Origin of the sequence: Streptomyces sp. NPDC002209 (genome assembly GCF_042890265.1) — a bacterium.
In the GTDB taxonomy this organism is placed as follows: domain Bacteria; phylum Actinomycetota; class Actinomycetes; order Streptomycetales; family Streptomycetaceae; genus Streptomyces.
The window spans coordinates 528,250-541,867 of record NZ_JBIARX010000001.1 but is presented as its reverse complement, the minus strand read 5'-3'; the positions used below and the strand labels follow the sequence as shown (position 1 = coordinate 541,867).

The following is a 13,618-nucleotide window of genomic DNA, read 5'->3' as shown; positions in this document are numbered from 1 at the left end:
CGGAGCGGCGCGGGCGGCCGGCCCTATTCGTCGCCGTCGCTGTTCGCGCTGCTCCGGCTGCCGCCCCGCCGTCCGCTCCTGTGGAGGCCGCGCACCACCGCCGCGATGCCGAGCGTCACGCTCGCCACGATGCGGACCCAGCGCGGCCCGCCGCGTTCCGCCCACACCACGCAGACGGCCCCGCCGGCGGCGGCAGCCACGAGCACCAGGAGTACGAAGGTCATTTTCCCCACCTCTTGTACGTGTCGAGGGCGCGCACGCTACAGAACCGCCCCGGACCGGTGAAAGCGGTTCGGGGCGGAAGCGGCAGACGAGCCGGCCTGTACGCCGGGTTCTGTCTCCCGGTGACCTCGCGGTCGCCGGGGAGACGGCCATCCATCTAGGACCGGCGTTGCCGCCGGCCTCGTGCGGTCTACCCGCGAACTCGGGCGGGCAGCCCTCGAGCGTTCGCGCAGAGCCGTCCGAAGACGGCTCCTCTTGACCTTGCTCCGGGTGGGGTTTACCTAGCCGCCTGGGTCACCCCAGGCGCTGGTGGTCTCTTACACCACCGTTTCACCCTTACCGAGGACCGAAGCCCCCGGCGGTCTGTTTTCTGTGGCACTGTCCCGCGGGTCACCCCGGGTGGGCGTTACCCACCACCCTGCCCTGTGGAGCCCGGACGTTCCTCGGCGGGATCCGGGGATCCCGACGCGGCCGCCCGGCCGACTCGTCTGCCGTGGCGACCATGTTACCGGCTGTGCCGCCCACGGCTTGACCTTGACGCAGCGGCAGGGTTTCTACTGGACGGCATGCGGATCGGAGAGATCGCCGCGCTGGTCGGGGTCACCACCCGGGCCATCCGGCACTACCACCATGTCGGCCTGCTCCCGGAGCCGGAGCGCAGGTCCAACGGCTATCGCGCCTACAGCGTGCGCGACGCCGTCCTGCTGGCGCGCGTACGCCGGCTGACCGAGCTCGGGCTGAGCCTCGACGAGGTGCGCGACGTCCTCGCGGACGACGCCGGGCGCGAGCTGGCCGACGTACTCGAGGAGCTCGACGCCGACTTGGCCCGGCAGGAGGCCGAGCTGGCCGAGCGCCGGCGCCGGCTCGCCGTCCTGCTGGCCGCGCCGCCCGGGGAGGGCGAACCGGTCTCGCCCGCGCTCGCCGCGCTGCTCGCCAAGGCGCCGAAGACGGCCTCGCCGAGCGCCGCGATGGACCGTGAGCACCTGACGCTGCTCGACGTGTCCGGCGCCGCCGGTGAGGAGCTCTACGCCGCGCTCGCCCCGCTGGCCGCCGATCCGTCCGTCCTCGCGCTGTACGAGCGGCTGGACGAGCTGGCCGGGGCGCCGGTCGACGACCCGCGGATCCCGGCGCTCGCCGCCGAACTCGTGGCGGCCGTTCCCGACGAGGCGTTCGCTGCGATCCCGGCCGACGGGCGGCCCGTCGGGGAGGGGTTCACGCAGGCGCTGCTCGCCGCGTACGCCCCCGCGCAGGCGGAGGTCGTACGCCGGGTGATGGAGGCGTTCGTGGAAAGGGGCCGGGGATGAGCGGCGTGCGCGCGGCGCGGTGGGCGGCCGGAGCCGTCGTACCGGGGGAGCTGGTCCTGCTGGTGTGCGGGGTCGCCGGGGTGCGGCTGCCCGGCTGGGCGCTCGCCGTCGCCCAGGCGCTGGTGCTCTGCGTGCTGCTGCTCGAAGGCTGGGTGCTGGGCAGGCTGTACGCCGACCGGCGCGGCCACGGCGCCGGCCCCGGGACGGCCTTGCGGGAGGCCGTGCGCGCCGTCGTACCCGTGGCCGTGCGGAAACTGCTGCTGCACGAGCTGCGCGCCATGGCCTCGCTGGGGCGGTGGGTGCTGCGGCGGCCGCCGCACGGGGTGGGCGCGGGCGAGCTGGCCGCCGGGTACACCGGACCGCAGACGGCCATGATGTACGGCTTGCTGTTCGTATCGGTCATCGAGACCGTGGCGCTGGCCTTCCTGATCCCGTGGCCGGCCGTGCACCGGGTGGTGCTGGTCCTCGACGTGTACGGGGTGCTGCTGGTGCTGGCGATGCACGCCGCCTGCGTGACCCGGCCGCACGTGGTCCGCCGGGACGGCTCCCTGCGGATCCGCTACGGGGCCCTGTTCGACCTCACCGTCCCGCCGGACGCGGTGGCCTCGGCCCGGGTGGACCGGCGCTACCCGGAGGGCCGGCTCGCCTCCCTCTCCGCGGACGGGGTGCTCGACCTGGCCGTGGGCAGCCAGACCACGGTGACCCTGGAGCTGACCCGTCCGCTCGCGTTCGTCCGGCCGCTCGGCTCCCGGGCGCAGGCCCGCACCATCCGCTTCCACGCCGACGACCCGCGCACGCTGGTGGCCGCACTGCGCCGGTCCGGCCCGGAGGGGCCCCCACCAGCGGCGGGGACGGATGCCGGCGCCGGGGCCCGGTGACGACGGGCTCCTACTGCACCACGAGGCGGCCGGTCACCTGGGCGGGCTGGCCGCCATCCGGCAGGCGCCGTTCGCGGCGCCGCCCGCCACGCCGGCCGCGGTCAGGGCGCCCACACAGCCGTCCAGGTCGTTGTGCACACCCTGGACACAGGCCGATGTGACGGCGTCCGAGACGGCGACGCCCGACTGCGCGACCAGGTTCGTGCAGGCCGGGATGTCCGCGTGGGCGGTGAAGGCACCGCCGCCGAGTACGAGGGTCAGACCGGTGAGGACACCGGCGATGGGGACCGACATGCGCATGGGAGGCACCTGCTCTCCGGGCGGTCGGGGACTCGCGGATCCGGTCGATCGCGGATCCGGTCGGGGCGCCGGACGGCTGCCCCTCTCCTTCCGACGCTAGGGCAGCCCGCCGCCGCACGCACGCCGGCCCCGCGCCGGACACCGCTCGGGCCGTCGCGGGCGCCGGGGGTGCTGCGAGAGCCTTACCCTGGCTCGGGGGCCGCACCCCCTGCGCCGTGTCGTACTGAAGGAGAACCACCGTGCTCGTGCTGCTGCCGCCGTCCGAGGGAAAGGCCGCCGGCGGTTCCGGCGCGCCCCTGGAGCCGGAGACGCTGTCACTGCCCGGACTGGCCGGGGCGCGGGCGGCCGTGCTGGCGGAACTGGTCGAGCTGTGTGCGGGGGACGAGCTGAAGGCCCGCGAGGTGCTCGGCCTGAGCGAGGGGCTGCGCGGCGAGGTGGCGAAGAACGCGGGGCTGCGGTCCGCGGTGGCGCGGCCGGCGGGGGAGATCTACACCGGCGTGCTGTACGACGCGCTCGGCCTGGCGGACCTGCCGGCGGGCGCGCGGGCGCTGGCGGAGCGGTCGCTGCTGGTGTTCTCGGGGCTGTGGGGCGCGGTCCGCGTGACGGACCGGATCCCCTCGTACCGCTGCTCGATGGGCGTGAAGCTGCCGGCGCTGGGTGCGCTCGGGGCGTACTGGCGGGAGCCGATGGCGGCGGTGATGCCGGCCGCGGCGGGGGACGGGCTGGTGCTGGACCTGCGGTCGTCGGCGTACGGGTCGGCGTGGAAGCCCAAGGGTGAGGTGGCGGGGCGGACGGCGACGGTGCGGGTGCTGCACGCGCAGGTCGTGGACGGGGTGGAGAAGCGGTCGGTGGTGAGCCACTTCAACAAGGCGACGAAGGGGCGGCTGGTGCGGGACCTGCTCCTCGCGGGCGCCGTCCCCGCGACCCCCGCCGACCTGGTCACGGCGCTGCGAGACCTGGGCTACACGGTGGAGGTCGAACCCCCGGCCAAGCCGGCCAAGGCCTGGTCCCTGGACGTGGTGGTCAGCCAGATCCACTGACCGCCCGGCCGGGTCCCCTTCCCCCGCCGCGCGCCGCGTGCCACCGGTCCCGCCGCTGAGGCGTGCAACCGGTCCCGCTGCGCCCGGCGGTCCGCCGGGGTCAGCGGCTCAGGGGCCAGGCCGCCGAGGGGGTCCGGTCGGACGCGCCCGCGTACGTGGCGCAGGCGTCCGTCAGCGTTTCCAGGAGCGTGAGGGGGTCCGGGAGCGGGTGCTCCATGCCGCGGATCCAGGTCACCGCCAGGTCACCGGGGAGGGCGGCCGGGGGAACCAGGACGTAGCTGCCACGGCAGTGCCACCGCAGCCCCGGGTGCTCGTCCATGGTCTCCGGGTGGCAGTCCAGCTCGCACGGCCACCACTCGTCCTCGTCCTCGGGGGTTCCGCGCGTCGCCGTGAAGAAGAGCATCCGGGCCTGGTCGCCCGTACCGCCGGATTCCGCGACCGGGCCGACCTCGACGCCCGCCGCCAGCAGGCGGGCCAGTGCACTCGCCCCGGCCTCGAGCGGGACGTCGAGTACGTCGTGGACCATGCCCGTCGCGGTGATGAAGTTCGCCTGCGGCTGGTTGCGTGCCCAGCGTTCGATCTGCGCGCGGTCGGTCGACGACTGCGTCTGCCAGGCGAAGGAGAGGGGGTGCCGCGCCGGCGTGGGACAGCCGATCCGCTCGCACGAACACCGGTAGCCGGCGGGGTGGGCGGCGGGGGCGAGCGGCAGACCTGCGGCGGCCACGGCCAGCAGAAGGGCCTCGCGTACGCGCTCGGGATCTTCGGGGGAGGGTTTGGGCCGCCGGCGCAGCCACTGGGAAATCCTGCTCTGCTCGCCGCGTTTGACGCGGCCTGACTCAGACCCCATCTATCCCCTCACCTCACCGTTTCCCCGGCAGACCCTCACATGGTCCCACCATCCTGCGGTCCGGGTGACCGCCCTCCCCCACCGGGGGGTGGCGGAAAGGTGTACGGAGCGTTCGGAATGGCAGGCGGAATACCGTCACATTCCGGTGAAATTCGGCCAATTGTGCCCGCCGTCACCCGCCGAACACCGGCCGGTCGCCGCTGCTCAGGCGTCGGTGACGTTCGCCACCCCGCCCAGCACCCGGTCCACCAAACCGTCCGTGAACGCGTGCGTCAGCGGCCCCGTCTGCATCAGCCAGCGGTACGTCAGCGGCCCGACCAGCATCTCCACCGTCAGGCGCAGGTCCACGTCCGCCGCGAGCTGCCCGGCCTCCCGGGCCGCCCTCAACCGTGCCTCGTACAGGGCGAGCTGCGGCTCCAGCAGCTGCTCGGTGAAGCGCTTGCCCAGCTCGGGGTCGGTCGCCCCGGCGGCGGTCAGGGCGCGCACGGGGGCCTCGTACTTCTCGTCGTTGAACTGGTCCACCGTCGCCCGCAGCACGAGCTTGAGGTCCGCCGCGAGGTCACCGGTGTCCGGGAAGCCGGTCCAGCCCCCTTCCGTCTCCGCGTCCCCGGCGAGGGCGAGCGAGGCGTCCAGCAGGACCGCCGCCTTCGACGGCCACCAGCGGTAGATCGTCTGCTTGCCGACGCCCGCGCGGGCGGCGATGGCCTCGATGGTCAGCTTGTTGTAGCCGACCTCCCCGACCAGTGCGAGCGCCGCGTCGAGGATGGCGCGCCGGGAGCGGTCGCTGCGGCGGGCGGGGTCTGGGGCTTTGCCGTCGGACGTTCTGCTGCTCATTCGGACAAATTATCAACGCGAGACGTCTCGTCTTTGTGTCATTCCGTAAACCACCCAATCAGTTCACTGCGCGGTCTGCGAAGAGGAGAGACGATTCTCTCCACATCTCCCGTGAGTCGTGAGGAGCCTTCTTTGCGCAGAGACGCCACACCCCGGCGCTACTTGATGTGCCCACCCGCACACTTCAAGGTCACGTACTCCATCAACCCGTGGATGGATCCCACGAAACCGGTGGACCTGCCCCTCGCACACGCCCAGTGGGAAGACCTCCGGGACCGCTACCGCTCCCTCGGCCACACCGTCGAGACGCTCGTACCGGACCCCGAGCTGCCCGACATGGTCTTCGCCGCGAACGGCGCCCTCGTCGTCGACGGCCGGGTGCTCGGCGCCCGGTTCGCCTACCCGGAGCGCGCCGCCGAGGCGGAGATCCACCTCGACTGGTTCCGGACCCACGGCTTCCAGGACGTCCACGAGCCGTCCCATGTCAACGAGGGCGAGGGCGATTTCGCGGTCACCGCGAGCTACATCCTGGCCGGCCGGGGCTTCCGCTCCAGCCCGCTCTCGCACGACGAGGCGCAGGAGTTCTTCGGCCGGCCGGTCATCGGCCTCGACCTGGTGGACCCGCGGTACTACCACCTGGACACGGCGCTGTGCGTGCTCGACGGCGACGAGGTCATGTACTACCCGCCCGCCTTCTCGCCCGGCAGCCAGGCGGTGCTCCGCCGGCTGTTCCCGGACGCGCTGATCGCCGGCGCCGAGGACGCGGCGGCCCTCGGCCTGAACGCCGTCTCGGACGGCCGCCACGTCCTGCTCCCGCAGGCGGCGGCCGGGCTGTTCGCGCCCCTGCGGGACCGGGGCTTCGAGCCGGTCCCGATGGACCTGGGCGAGCTGCTCAAGGGCGGCGGCAGCGTGAAGTGCTGCACCCAGGAGCTGCGGATGTAGCAGCGGCCGCTGCGCGCTGCGGTCGCGGCTGCGCAGCTACGGGGTGGCCGGCGGCCACTCCTGGCCCCAGTCGGCGTCCCGCGCCGCCTTGTACAGGTCACCGTGGCGCTTGGTCACGTTGACCCGGGTCAGGCCCTCGTCCTGCGGACCGCACAGGTCCAGCAGGACGAGCCCCTTCCGGATCTGCGGCCTGCGCGTGATCCGGGAGGGGGCCGGCTCCACCGGGAAGCGGGTCGCGGCCACGTAGCTGAACTTCTCGTCCTCGTACGGGAGGGACCCTCCCTTGACCTGCCGGTGCAGGGAGGACCGGCTGACCCGCGCCGAGAAGTGGCACCAGTCCTTCCCGACCTCGATCGGGCAGGTGCCGTCGTGCGGGCACGGGGCGGCGACCTTCAGCCCCGCCCCGATCAGCTGGTCGCGGGCCTCGCGGATGCGCAGGTACCCCTCGGGCGTGCCCGGCTCGATCAGCACCACGGCCTGAGCGGCGCGGGCCGCCTCGGCGACCACGGCCCGGCGCGCCTCCGGCGTCAGCTCGCCCAGTACGTACGACACCGTCACGAGGTCCGCATCGGGCAGGGCCAGCCCGGATCCGATGACGGCCCTGCGCCACTCGGCGGCGCGCAGCACCTCCGACCCGGAGGACGCCGCGAGCTCCTTGCCGAGGGCCAGCGCCGGCTCCGCCCAGTCCAGGACCGTGGTGCCGCGCGGGCCTTCCCAGACGGCGTCCACCGCCCAGGTCGCCGCGCCCGTGCCGCCGCCCACGTCGACGTGGGAGGCCGGGGACCACTGCGGCGCGGCCTCGGCGAGCGCGTCCAGGGCGGAGCGCACGGCCTCGAAGGTGGCCGGCATCCGGTACGCCGCGTACGCCGCCACGTCGGAGCGGTCCCGCAGGACGGGCGCGTCGGTCGGGGTCCGGCCGCGGTAGTTGGCGATCAGCCGGTCGACGGCGGCGGTGGCCTGCTTCGGCGGGAGCCCGTCGAGCAGCCCGCCGAGCGCGGACCGCAGGGTTTCGGCGGTGGTGGGGACGGAGGCGGAGGCGTTCACCCGCGAAGTTTACGGCGCCCGGGACACCCTCCGGACGCCGTGCCGGCGCCCCCGCCCGGGCGTCCGGCTCAGACCGCGGACTCCCGGTTCTGCCAGGGCCGGCACATGCCGGCGAAGCAGGCGGCCGCCAGCAGCGAGCACACCAGCTGGACCACCGCCATCGGCACCGCCGTGCCCTCGCCCGCGATGCCGACCAGCGGCGAGGCGATCGCCCCGACCAGGAAGGAGGAGGTGCCCAGCAGCGCCGAGGCCGACCCGGCCGCGTGCGGGGTGCGCATCAGCGCCAGCGCGTTGGTGTTCGGCAGCACCACGCCCATCGCCGACATCAGGACGAACAGCGCCGCGGCGATCGGGACCAGTCCGACCTCCCCGAACACCCCGGCCGCCATCAGCAGCAGCGCCACCGAGGCGGCGGTGATGACGGCGATGCCGCCCGCCAGCACCTTGTCCAGGCGGACCCGGCCGACCAGCAGCTTGCCGTTGACCTGCCCGGCGGCGATCAGGCCGACCGAGTTGAGGCCGAACAGCAGGCTGAAGGCCTGCGGCGAAGCCCCGTAGATCTCCTGCACCACGAAGGGCGAGGCGGAGATGTAGGAGAAGAGCGTGGCGAAGGCGAAGCCGCCGGCCAGGGTGTACCCGGCGAAGCCCCGGTCGGCGAGCAGCCCGCGCATGGTCCGCAGCGCGGAGCCCACGCCGCCGGTCTGCCGCTGCCCGGGCGGCAGGGTTTCGCCGAGGCTGCGCCAGACGACGAGGGTGAGCAGGGCGCCGACGGCGGTGAGGACGACGAACACCCCGCGCCAGTCGGAGAAGCGGAGCACCTGGCCGCCGATGAGCGGGGCGACGACCGGGGCCACGCCGGATATGAGCATCAGCGTGGAGAAGAACCGGGCCATCTCGACCCCGTCGTACAGGTCGCGTACGACGGCCCGGGCGATGACGACCGCGGCGGACCCGGCCAGGCCCTGGAGCAGCCGGAAGCCGATCAGCAGCTCGGCGGTCGGGGCGAGGGCGCAGATCGCGGTGGCGAGCACGTAGACGACCATGCCGATCAGCAGGGGCCGGCGGCGGCCCCACTTGTCGCTCATCGGGCCGATGACGAGCTGGCCCAGCGCCATGCCGGCGAGGCAGGCGGTGAGGGTGACCTGGATGGTGGCGGCCGGGCTGTCCAGGGCGTCGGTGACCTCCGGCAGGGCCGGCAGGTACATGTCCATGGACAGCGGGGGGAGGGCGCTGAGCCCGCCGAGTATGAAAGTGACGAGCAGTCCGGTACGGCGGGCGGACGTCAGCGGGGCGGAAGCGGGCCCCGGCGCGGAAGGGGTCTGCGGTGCGGAAGCGGTCTGCGGTGCGGAAGCGGTCTGCGGTGCGGAGGGCGTCTCGGGCGACGGCTCGTGCGAGGGGGCCGTCGCGGGGCCTCTCTCCGGCATGCGGAACTCCAGTCTTTTCGTCGTCTTTTCACACCCCCGACCGACCCATGCTCTCAGCTGTCGGAACGTCCGTGGACCGATGCGACATGTGACGTACCCTGCGGCCCCATGAACGCAAGTGGGAAGAAGATCGCCCTGGTCACCGGAGCGGGCTCCGGCATCGGCCGCTCCGTGGCGCTGGCCCTGGCCGCCGCCGGCTGGTCGGTGGCCGTCGCCGGCCGCCGGACCGAACCGCTGGAGGAGACGGCGAAGGCGGCCGGGGCCGGCGCGGACGTGCTGTGCGTACGGGCGGACGTGAGCGATCCGGACGACGTGGCCGCGCTGTTCGCCGCGGTCCGCGAGCACTACGGGCGCCTCGATCTCCTCTTCAACAACGCCGGGACCTTCGGCCCGGGCGGCGTCCCGCTGGAGGACCTCACGTACGAGGCCTGGCGCTCGGTGGTCGACGTCAACCTGACCGGGTCCTTCCTGTGCGCGCAGGCGGCCTTCCGGCAGATGAAGGCTCAGGACCCGCAGGGCGGCCGGATCATCAACAACGGCTCGATCTCCGCGCACGTGCCGCGGCCGAACTCGGTCGCCTACACCGCGACCAAGCACGCGATGACGGGCCTGACGAAGTCGCTGTCGCTGGACGGGCGGCCGTACCGGATCGCCTGCGGGCAGATCGACATCGGCAACGCGGCCACCGAGATGACCGAGCGGATGCAGACCGGGATCCTCCAGGCGAACGGGCAGCTGGCGGTCGAGCCGGTGATGGACGCCGCCGACGTGGCGCGCACGGTGCTGCACATGGCGCAGCTGCCGCTGGAGGCGAACGTGCAGTTCGCGACGGTGATGGCGACGACGATGCCGTACATCGGGCGCGGCTGATCCCAGGCCGGGCCGGAGCCGCGGGAATGCCCGTGCAGGGCCGGGAGTTGGGGTGATCATGACTGACGTGTTGCGTTACACCGCCTTCTCTGACGACCCGGCCGGCGGCAATCCCGCCGGGGTCGTGCTCGATGCGACCGGACTGGACGAGGCCGGCATGCTCCGGATCGCCGCCGAGCTGGGCTACAGCGAGACGGCCTTCCTCACCGACCCGCCCGAGGGCCTGGGCGGGGAGCCCGGACGGGCCTTCACCGTGCGGTACTTCAGCCCGAAGGCGGAGGTCCCCTTCTGCGGGCACGCCACCGTGGCCACCGCCGTCGCGCTGGGCGAGCGGATCGGGCCGGGCGAGCTGGTCTTCGCGACCCGCGCGGGCACGGTGCCGGTGTCGGTGACCGCGGACGGGCAGGGCGGCCTGCGGGCCGTCCTGACCAGCGTCGAGCCGCACGTCGAGGACGTCGACCCGGCCGACCTCGCGGAGGCGCTGGCCGCGCTGGACTGGCCGCAGGCCGACCTGGACCCGGCCATCCCGCCCCGGATCGCCTACGCCGGAGCCCGCCACCTGGTGCTCGGCGCCGCCACCCGGGCCCGGCTCGCGGACCTCGCGTACGACTTCCCCCGGCTGGAGGCGCTGATGCGGCGCCTGGACCTGACCACCGTCCAGCTGGTGCACCGGGCGGGTCCGGCGCTGTTCGACGTACGGGACCCCTTCCCGGTCGGCGGCGTCGTGGAGGACCCGGCGACCGGAGCCGCCGCGGCCGCCTTCGGGGCGTACGCGCGCGAGCTCGGCCTGGCCCCGGCGGACGCGGTGCTCACCCTCCGCCAGGGCGAGGACATGGGCCGTCCGGGCGTTTTGACGGTGGAACTCCGTGCCGGCGACTCCCGGGTGCGGGTCGGCGGCGGCGGGGTCCGTATCGGATGAGCCAGGGCCTGCGGCCGGCGGTGGCACCCGTCGCCCGTGCCGGTGCCCGGCCGGCCGGCACGGGCCGGGCGCCCGCGCGGCCGGAGCACCCGTCCGCGCGGGACGCGGCCCCGGCTCGCGGCAGGAACCCGCGGTTCGAAGCGGAGGCCCGCACGTGACGAGGGTGCTGGCGTACGAGGAGGCCGGGCTCCCGGTCGGCCTGGCCGAGCAGATCGCGGACTTGGAGGCGCAGGCCTGGCCCGGCTCCGGTGCCGGGCACGACCCGGCGCTCGCCCCCCCCGCGTGATGGCACTCGTCGACGACGACGGCACGGTGGCCGCCTCCCTCGCGCTGCTGTTCAAGGAAATGCGGCACGCGGGGCGCACGTACCGGGCCGCCGGGCTGAGCGCGGTGGTGACCCGGCACACCGCGCGGGGCCGCGGGTACGGCGGCCGGCTGGTGGCGGCCGCCCGCGCGGCGCTGGCCGCCGACCCGGCCGTGGACCTCGTGCTGTTCAGCTGCGACCGGCCCCTCGTCCCCTTCTACGAGGCGGCCGGCTTCACCCGGCTGCCCGGGACCGTACTGGTCGGCGGGACGCCCGAGGAGCCGCTGGCCACGGACGCGCCCGGCTTCGACAAGGAGGTCCTGGCCGACTTCCCCGGCCCGGACACCGCCCCCGCGGCCTTCGCGGGGGCGCGGATCGCCTTGTACCCGGGGCTCGTCGACCGCCTCTGGTGACCCGGCCCGGACATGCGGAAGGGGCCCGGATCATTTCGATCCGGGCCCCTTCCGCATGCCTTACGAGCCGCTGGTCTCGGCCTCCGCGGAGACCGCCTTCGCCGGCGCTGCCGGCGCTGCCGGGGCCGCCGCAGCCGTCGTACGGCCGAACACCCCGAAGAACAGGAGCAGCGTCGGGACCAGGTACAGCCCCCACACCGCGACCTGGAGCCAGGTCGGGTCCGGCTGGAAGTTGAACGTGCCCTTCAGCAGCGTCCCGTACCAGCTGTCCGGCGGGACCGCCGAGGAGACGTCGAAGGCCTTGTTCATGAGGCCGGGCAGGAACTCGGCCTCCTGGAGGTCGTGGACCCCGTACGCGAGCACGCCCGCGGCGACCACGACCAGCATGCCGCCGGTCCACGTGAAGAACTTGGACAGGTTGATCTTCAGCGCGCCGCGGTAGAACAGCCAGCCCAGCACGATCGACGAACCGATGCCCAGCAGCACGCCCACCAGCGGACCCGCGCCGTCACCGGCCGCGTGGACCGACCGCCACACGAACAGCGAGGTCTCCAGGCCCTCCCGGCCGACGGCCAGGAACGCCGTCGTCACCAGGGCGCCCGTGCCCATCGCGAGGGCCGCGTCGAGCTTGCCCTGCAGCTCGCTCTTCATGTGCCGCGCGGTGCGCTTCATCCAGAAGACCATCCACGTCACCAGGCCCACCGAGACGATGGACAGGCTGCCGCCGATCGCCTCCTGCGCCTGGAACGTGAGCTCCGAGGTGCCGAACTCGAGCGCCGCGCCGAAGGCCAGGCTGAGCGCGGCCGCGAGGCCGACGCCGAGCCACAGCGGTCCCAGCTTGTCCTTGTTCCCGGTCTTCACCAGGTACGCGATGAGGATGCAGACGACCAGACTGGCCTCGAGCCCCTCGCGCAGGCCGATCAGATAGTTGCTGAACACGTCGGTTCCTTTCCTTGCCGGGGAACTACGCGAACAGCGCCCGGCCCCACCAGTCGTCCTTGTTCTGGACGCCCGGCGGGACGGCGAAGACGGCCGAGCCCACGTGCTGGATGTACTCGTTCAGCGCGTCGTTCTTGGACAGGTTGCGCTGGAGCGGGACGAAGCCCTTGCGGACGTCGCGCTGGTAGGCGAGGAAGAACAGGCCCGCGTCGAGCCGGCCCAGTCCGTCCGTGCCGTCGGTGAACGAGTAGCCGCGGCGCAGGATCGTCACGCCGTTGTTGCTGTCGGGGTGCGCGAGGCGGACGTGCGCCTCCGGCTTCATCGCCTTGAGGAACGGCTCGTCGCGCTCCTTGGACTTGCCGACCGGCGCGCCCTCGGCCTTGTCGCGGCCGAAGATGTCCTCCTGCTCCTGGAGCGGAGTGCGGTCCCAGGTCTCGATGTGCATCCGGATCCGGCGGGCGACCAGGTACGAGCCGCCGGCCATCCACGCCGAGTCGCCCTTGGCCTCGTCCGCGACCCACACGTGCTTGTCGAGGGCGGCGGTGTCGGTGCCCGCGATGTTCCGGGTGCCGTCCTTGAAGCCCATCATGTTGCGCGGGGTCTGCTGGTCCGGGGTGGTGGACGAGGTCTTGCCGAAGCCGAGCTGCGACCAGCGCACCGCCGCCTTGCCGAAGCCGATGCGGGCGAGCTGGCGGATCGCGTGCACCGCGACCTGCGGGTCGTCCGCGCAGGCCTGCACGCAGAGGTCGCCGCCGCTCTTGGCCGGGTCCAGGTTGTCGCCGGGGAACTGCTCGAGGTCGACCAGGGCCTCGGGGCGCCTGCCCTCCAGGCCGAACCGGTCCTTGGCGAAGAGCGAGGGGCCGAAACCGATGGTCAGCGTCAGCCGGGACGGCTTGAGGCCGAGCGCCTCACCGGTGTCGTCCGGCGGGGCCTCGGGGAGGCCGCCGACCGCGCCCTCGCCGACGGGGAGACCGGCGGTCATCCGCTCGGCCGCCCGCGTCCAGTCCTTGAGGAGCTGGACGAGCTCCGCGCGGTCCTTCGTCTTCACGTCGAACGCGGCGAAGTGCAGCCGGTCCTGGACGGCGGAGGCGATACCGGCCTGGTGCGCGCCGTGGAACGGCACGGCGGAGCCGCTGAGCGCAGCCGGAACGGCGTCCGAGGTGCTGGTGAGCGCGGCGACCGTACCGCCCGCCGCGGCCGCGCCGAGCGCGAGCCCGGCACCGCCCCAGCCGAGCAGGGCCCGGCGGGACGGCCCGCCGGTGGTCTCACCGGCGGCGTCGCCGGCGGCGGCGGCCTCGGTGGCCCCTGCGGTGGTGCTGGTGTCGTCAGACATGTCCG

General features: G+C 73.9%; 16 protein-coding genes and 1 other RNA gene. 8 read left to right on the top strand and 9 right to left on the bottom strand.

The genetic code is table 11. The annotated features are described in order from the left end of the window. Nucleotides 1–23 precede the first annotated feature (23 nt). Both ACFYXK_RS02480 and rnpB read right to left on the bottom strand, forming a co-directional pair. Nucleotides 24–224 (bottom strand): hypothetical protein, encoded by a 201-nt coding sequence (locus tag ACFYXK_RS02480; RefSeq protein WP_389409459.1) that lies wholly within the window; start codon nucleotides 222–224, stop codon nucleotides 24–26. An 83-nt stretch (nucleotides 225–307) separates the two neighbouring features. Beyond that, an RNA gene (gene rnpB / locus ACFYXK_RS02475) (RNase P RNA component class A) lies at nucleotides 308–709 on the bottom strand. Between the two features lie 79 nt (nucleotides 710–788). Between rnpB and ACFYXK_RS02470 the strand changes: the two genes are divergently transcribed. Together ACFYXK_RS02470 and ACFYXK_RS02465 are read left to right on the top strand one after the other, a co-directional pair. Then, the gene (locus ACFYXK_RS02470) at nucleotides 789–1,526 is read left to right on the top strand and encodes a MerR family transcriptional regulator (protein WP_389409458.1); all 738 of its coding nucleotides are present in this window, start codon (nucleotides 789–791) and stop codon (nucleotides 1,524–1,526) included. After that, entirely contained in the window at nucleotides 1,523–2,404 is an 882-nt protein-coding gene (locus ACFYXK_RS02465) for a hypothetical protein (RefSeq protein ID WP_389409457.1), read from the top strand. The genes ACFYXK_RS02470 and ACFYXK_RS02465 overlap by 4 nt, the downstream gene beginning before the upstream one ends. Nucleotides 2,405–2,437: 33 nt before the next feature. Here the strand turns inward: ACFYXK_RS02465 and ACFYXK_RS02460 are convergent, their stop codons facing one another. Then, nucleotides 2,438–2,704 (bottom strand): hypothetical protein, encoded by a 267-nt coding sequence (locus ACFYXK_RS02460; RefSeq protein ID WP_389409456.1) that lies wholly within the window; start codon nucleotides 2,702–2,704, stop codon nucleotides 2,438–2,440. Nucleotides 2,705–2,943: 239 nt separating this feature from the next. Here ACFYXK_RS02460 and yaaA point away from each other — a divergent pair, with 239 nt between their 5' ends. After that, nucleotides 2,944–3,744, top strand: coding sequence for a peroxide stress protein YaaA (gene yaaA, locus ACFYXK_RS02455; protein WP_389409455.1), 801 nt, complete (start codon nucleotides 2,944–2,946; stop codon nucleotides 3,742–3,744). 100 nt (nucleotides 3,745–3,844) lie between these two features. On the opposite strand, the gene ACFYXK_RS02450 is transcribed toward yaaA, so the two are convergent. Both ACFYXK_RS02450 and ACFYXK_RS02445 read right to left on the bottom strand, forming a co-directional pair. Continuing rightward, complete coding sequence (locus tag ACFYXK_RS02450; RefSeq protein WP_383507628.1) at nucleotides 3,845–4,591, bottom strand: bifunctional DNA primase/polymerase; 747 nt, start codon at nucleotides 4,589–4,591, stop codon at nucleotides 3,845–3,847. Nucleotides 4,592–4,795: 204 nt separating this feature from the next. Beyond that, nucleotides 4,796–5,425 carry a TetR/AcrR family transcriptional regulator gene (locus tag ACFYXK_RS02445; RefSeq protein ID WP_389409454.1) on the bottom strand — a complete coding sequence of 210 codons (630 nt, stop codon included), beginning with the start codon at nucleotides 5,423–5,425 and terminating at the stop codon, nucleotides 4,796–4,798. A gap of 111 nt (nucleotides 5,426–5,536) precedes the next feature. On the opposite strand from ACFYXK_RS02445, the gene ddaH reads away from it, so the two are divergent. Then, the gene (gene ddaH, locus ACFYXK_RS02440) at nucleotides 5,537–6,367 is read left to right on the top strand and encodes a dimethylargininase (RefSeq protein ID WP_383507634.1); all 831 of its coding nucleotides are present in this window, start codon (nucleotides 5,537–5,539) and stop codon (nucleotides 6,365–6,367) included. A 36-nt stretch (nucleotides 6,368–6,403) separates the two neighbouring features. On the opposite strand, the gene ACFYXK_RS02435 is transcribed toward ddaH, so the two are convergent. Together ACFYXK_RS02435 and ACFYXK_RS02430 are read right to left on the bottom strand one after the other, a co-directional pair. Then, nucleotides 6,404–7,411, bottom strand: coding sequence for a small ribosomal subunit Rsm22 family protein (locus ACFYXK_RS02435; RefSeq protein ID WP_389409453.1), 1,008 nt, complete (start codon nucleotides 7,409–7,411; stop codon nucleotides 6,404–6,406). A gap of 68 nt (nucleotides 7,412–7,479) precedes the next feature. Then, nucleotides 7,480–8,835 carry a Bcr/CflA family efflux MFS transporter gene (locus ACFYXK_RS02430; RefSeq protein ID WP_389409452.1) on the bottom strand — a complete coding sequence of 452 codons (1,356 nt, stop codon included), beginning with the start codon at nucleotides 8,833–8,835 and terminating at the stop codon, nucleotides 7,480–7,482. A gap of 108 nt (nucleotides 8,836–8,943) precedes the next feature. On the opposite strand from ACFYXK_RS02430, the gene ACFYXK_RS02425 reads away from it, so the two are divergent. The 4 genes from ACFYXK_RS02425 to ACFYXK_RS02410 all read left to right on the top strand — a co-directional run bounded on the left by ACFYXK_RS02425 (nucleotide 8,944) and on the right by ACFYXK_RS02410 (nucleotide 11,341). Beyond that, on the top strand, nucleotides 8,944–9,705 hold the full coding sequence (locus ACFYXK_RS02425; RefSeq protein WP_389409451.1) for an SDR family oxidoreductase: 762 nt from the start codon (nucleotides 8,944–8,946) through the stop codon (nucleotides 9,703–9,705). 58 nt (nucleotides 9,706–9,763) lie between these two features. Beyond that, nucleotides 9,764–10,624, top strand: coding sequence for a PhzF family phenazine biosynthesis protein (locus ACFYXK_RS02420; protein ID WP_389409450.1), 861 nt, complete (start codon nucleotides 9,764–9,766; stop codon nucleotides 10,622–10,624). A gap of 154 nt (nucleotides 10,625–10,778) precedes the next feature. Then, nucleotides 10,779–10,910, top strand: coding sequence for a hypothetical protein (locus tag ACFYXK_RS02415; RefSeq protein WP_389409449.1), 132 nt, complete (start codon nucleotides 10,779–10,781; stop codon nucleotides 10,908–10,910). Then, entirely contained in the window at nucleotides 10,910–11,341 is a 432-nt protein-coding gene (locus ACFYXK_RS02410) for a GNAT family N-acetyltransferase (protein WP_389409448.1), read from the top strand. The genes ACFYXK_RS02415 and ACFYXK_RS02410 overlap by 1 nt, the downstream gene beginning before the upstream one ends. 60 nt (nucleotides 11,342–11,401) lie before the next feature. Here ACFYXK_RS02410 and efeU read toward each other — a convergent pair whose 3' ends face one another. Both efeU and efeB read right to left on the bottom strand, forming a co-directional pair. Beyond that, a complete protein-coding gene (gene efeU, locus ACFYXK_RS02405; RefSeq protein WP_389409447.1) occupies nucleotides 11,402–12,280 on the bottom strand; it encodes an iron uptake transporter permease EfeU in 879 nt (292 codons plus the stop codon). A 25-nt stretch (nucleotides 12,281–12,305) separates the two neighbouring features. Next, the gene (gene efeB / locus ACFYXK_RS02400; RefSeq protein ID WP_389409446.1) at nucleotides 12,306–13,613 is read right to left on the bottom strand and encodes an iron uptake transporter deferrochelatase/peroxidase subunit; all 1,308 of its coding nucleotides are present in this window, start codon (nucleotides 13,611–13,613) and stop codon (nucleotides 12,306–12,308) included. Nucleotides 13,614–13,618: the final 5 nt, after the last annotated feature.

Excerpts from the sequence above, each read along its gene's own strand:
- ACFYXK_RS02480 (WP_389409459.1), bottom strand. The coding sequence starts at position 224 with ATGACCTTCGTACTCCTGGTGCTCGTGGCTGCCGCCGCCGGCGGGGCC.
- ACFYXK_RS02470 (WP_389409458.1), top strand. The coding sequence starts at position 789 with ATGCGGATCGGAGAGATCGCCGCGCTGGTCGGGGTCACCACCCGGGCC.
- ACFYXK_RS02465 (WP_389409457.1), top strand. The coding sequence starts at position 1,523 with ATGAGCGGCGTGCGCGCGGCGCGGTGGGCGGCCGGAGCCGTCGTACCG.
- ACFYXK_RS02460 (WP_389409456.1), bottom strand. The coding sequence starts at position 2,704 with ATGCGCATGTCGGTCCCCATCGCCGGTGTCCTCACCGGTCTGACCCTC.
- ACFYXK_RS02450 (WP_383507628.1), bottom strand. The coding sequence starts at position 4,591 with ATGGGGTCTGAGTCAGGCCGCGTCAAACGCGGCGAGCAGAGCAGGATT.
- ACFYXK_RS02445 (WP_389409454.1), bottom strand. The coding sequence starts at position 5,425 with ATGAGCAGCAGAACGTCCGACGGCAAAGCCCCAGACCCCGCCCGCCGC.
- ACFYXK_RS02430 (WP_389409452.1), bottom strand. The coding sequence starts at position 8,835 with ATGCCGGAGAGAGGCCCCGCGACGGCCCCCTCGCACGAGCCGTCGCCC.
- ACFYXK_RS02425 (WP_389409451.1), top strand. The coding sequence starts at position 8,944 with ATGAACGCAAGTGGGAAGAAGATCGCCCTGGTCACCGGAGCGGGCTCC.
- ACFYXK_RS02420 (WP_389409450.1), top strand. The coding sequence starts at position 9,764 with ATGACTGACGTGTTGCGTTACACCGCCTTCTCTGACGACCCGGCCGGC.
- ACFYXK_RS02410 (WP_389409448.1), top strand. The coding sequence starts at position 10,910 with ATGGCACTCGTCGACGACGACGGCACGGTGGCCGCCTCCCTCGCGCTG.
- efeB (WP_389409446.1), bottom strand. The coding sequence starts at position 13,613 with ATGTCTGACGACACCAGCACCACCGCAGGGGCCACCGAGGCCGCCGCC.